The organism is Treponema sp., from assembly GCF_045641405.1.
In the GTDB taxonomy this organism is placed as follows: domain Bacteria; phylum Spirochaetota; class Spirochaetia; order Treponematales; family Treponemataceae; genus Treponema_D.
Genome location: NZ_JAZUGX010000071.1, coordinates 1 through 2,977 on the forward strand (window position 1 = coordinate 1; position 2,977 = coordinate 2,977).

The window sequence follows — 2,977 nt, forward strand, 5'->3', positions numbered from 1 at the left end:
CCTGAAGCTGTACATAACAGAAATCAGGAAGCTCATCATAAACATCTTCTTCAAAATCAAGGTTTGTAAACTCGTTCTCTAATTCATTCATACTTTTCGCTTTCCACTTCAAAAATTGTTGTATAACACCGTTCTCCAAAAGGACTTTGTCCTTTGTACTCACTACATCTGGAACAGAAGATACAGTCATAGCAGAAGTAGTTATCTCGTTTTGCCAGGACTGCCCTTACTGTCATCCGTCTTTTTTCTTCAGGTATGAAAACATAAAGTCTGTCTCCTACCTGAAAAAAATTTCTTGTAACAGTTTGTTTAACACGCTTTTTCATTCCTCTTGCTCTCAATTAACTCAACGTAATCAACACAGACCTTAAAATTCTCTGTAGTGATTTTTTCAAGCCGCTTATCTGGAAGCCTGAGGAACAAAGTCTTCATATCTTCCCCAAGTTCAATTTCAGGAGTTTCATCCCATCCATCTTTTTTTTCATTTTTAGTATTCCTGTACAAAAACTGCACAGTTTCCAGTAACTGATCACGGGTGAAGCCTTCTGTCTGCTTTTCAAGAAGCAAGCAATAATCCGTAATAATCTCAGTTGCAGCACTTTTGCTAATCATCATAATTCCCCCGAAATGTAAGATTCATAACCAAGAGCTTTTGCAATTTCCAGACTGCTTTGTGGAAGAGCAAATCCAGAGGGATTTCTTAAAAGCTGCTGAACCTCCGACTCGGCAAGTAAAGATTCCGGCGATTCCCCTCTCTGAATTTTTGAAAGCAGATAAAAAACAACTTTCTGAAAATCACAAATTTTACAGTTTTGAACTGTGCTCTTTTTTTTACCTTCTTTAGACTTTTTAGTTTCATAGGTTGAAGGTCCCCTCTGTTCCTGCATCTGGGTATATGCCTGATTCAAACTCACCTCCCCTCTTTTTACAGAATCAAGAAGTGATTCATCAGCATTTTTTTCCAGAGACATGGCTTTCTGAACTGTCCTCTTAGAAACACCAAGTTCTTCCGAAATCAGTTCTGCCTTGTCTCCTTCAAAGTCACGGACATGTTCCATATCCAGAAGCAGTGCAACATTTTTTATAAGTTCCCCATTATCAAGATTCCGCCTGTTTACCTGCAGCTTAAGAACATATTTGAAGGCCTCCTCAAAACTTTCAAAGTTGTGTTCAAAAATCGGAACTCTTGTAATGCCAGCCATACCCGATGCTTTCAAACGCGTGTATCCGTCTATCAGATACCAGTGTTCAATGCCATCTTTATCAGTGGTATGCCATATATGTACCGGCTGAGAATTATCAAAGCCGGTCTCTTTCATTGCGTTTACAATTCTTTCAAGAACCTGATCATCTATGACATACAGATTCTTGAAATCTTCATGCAGCTCAATTTTTTCTACGAGCATCTGCTTTGAAAACTTCAGTCCACTATCCGCCAGCGGCAGGGAGGAACCTGAAGTCATTAGATTCAGCGTCTTTACCATCAGAACTCCTCAATGAAGTTTTTCTCTCTGGTAATCTGATCCACCAAATCATTTACTGCCTGAACTAATCGAACCGTTCCCTTACTCTTGGCTGAAAACTTCAGCCGTTCATCAAAGTGCGTATAACGGTTGAACGAATAACAGTTCGCCAGTCTGATATCCAGAATGTTTCCGAAAGTCTTTTCAAACAGCTTCTGAACCTGGCTTTGCACTGTATTTGGATACGTCCTATACCTTTCATCCCATTTGTTGTAAATGATGAAAGTGTTTTCATATTTGTCAGGCAGCTCTTCCTGTATTTTTGTCATAAGGAAAAGCGACATGTTACAGGCATATTCTGTAAGTTCCACCGGATTGAGAACCAGGTCTGCAGCATTGATAGCATTCATAACCAGATTGTCATAAGTCGGTGAAGTATCGATCACTATGTAATCATAGGAACCTTTTACTTCCTCCAGAACTTTTTTAAGAACCCTGTAGTCAATTGAGCGGATATTGCAAAGACTCAGGGAAGACGGTATAACATCCACGTTTTTAATACGTGAATGAACAATGTTTTCTTCTACCCTACCCTGAGTCATAGCAATCATAATATTCTGCCGTTCCCAGACCTCTTGAACATTTTTGATTCCCATTGTGTAATAAATGGTGCTCGTGTTGTTCAGATCCATATCAACGACTAGAACTTTATGACCGCGAGACGCAAGATTATTGGCCAGAAGTAGAACCAAGGATGATTTTCCAACCCCACCCTTTATTGATGTAGAAACGATGACCAATTGTTTTGCTCCTCAGTGTAAGGCTCACCGCCAGAAGACTTTTAGTAAATCCTGCTATTGAAGCCTGCCCAGGTTGAAAAACTAAGCAAGAAGAACTGCAGACTTCATATGGCGGATTGCCTTAACTATTAAAATGATAAAGTTATTAAAAAAATATATATACTTGTTTTTAAATTATTTTTACTGATTTAAAAGTTTTTTTACTGATTTTTAAATTATTTTGCTGATTTTAAATTTTTACGTTTTGAAATTAAATCAGCCCCATACTATTTTTTGAAAATCCTTTATAATGTTTTCTATGGATTATGAACTGGAAAATCCTGAAGACTTTTTGGAACTCTCTCCAGGAACTATATTTCTCACATGCTTAAACGATACTCAGAAGCTGATGAATGGAATAATCTCCATGAAAGAAAACCCTTCGCAAAAAATGATGGAACTTTTCTTAGACTTGAACCAGCTGATCCCAAAAATCGACAGGATATTGTCCGATGATCCTGAGAGAGAAATCGGTTCATTTGAATCCCTCATCTACAATCTTAAATACTCTGTTACAGACAAAGAAAGAAACACCTGTTTTACACTAATCGAAAACTTCCTGAACGTTGCAATTCTCTCCGCAAGAAATTTTCAGGAACAGTTTTCTAAAATGAAATTTGCTCCAGTAAAAGTCGCTGCCATGAAAGATTTATATGTAAGAATCAGGCAGGAAAT

Annotated in this window: 4 protein-coding genes; 1 reads left to right on the forward strand and 3 read right to left on the reverse strand. The window is 37.9% G+C overall.

Translation table 11 applies throughout. The features are described from left to right. Positions 1–309 precede the first annotated feature (309 nt). Genes ACKI39_RS11155 through ACKI39_RS11165 form a run of 3 tightly spaced genes read right to left on the reverse strand, consistent with a single transcriptional unit; the run spans position 310 to position 2,263 of the window. Positions 310–615 carry a hypothetical protein gene (locus tag ACKI39_RS11155; protein WP_407400539.1) on the reverse strand — a complete coding sequence of 102 codons (306 nt, stop codon included), beginning with the start codon at positions 613–615 and terminating at the stop codon, positions 310–312. Further along, the gene (locus tag ACKI39_RS11160) at positions 612–1,484 is read right to left on the reverse strand and encodes a chromosome partitioning protein ParB (RefSeq protein WP_407400541.1); all 873 of its coding nucleotides are present in this window, start codon (positions 1,482–1,484) and stop codon (positions 612–614) included. The genes ACKI39_RS11155 and ACKI39_RS11160 overlap by 4 nt, the downstream gene beginning before the upstream one ends. Beyond that, a complete protein-coding gene (locus ACKI39_RS11165; protein WP_407400543.1) occupies positions 1,484–2,263 on the reverse strand; it encodes a ParA family protein in 780 nt (259 codons plus the stop codon). Before ACKI39_RS11165 ends, ACKI39_RS11160 begins: the two co-directional genes overlap by 1 nt. A 298-nt stretch (positions 2,264–2,561) precedes the next feature. Between ACKI39_RS11165 and ACKI39_RS11170 the strand changes: the two genes are divergently transcribed. Then, the coding region (locus ACKI39_RS11170; protein ID WP_407400545.1) for a hypothetical protein at positions 2,562–2,977 on the forward strand (416 nt) is incomplete at its 3' end.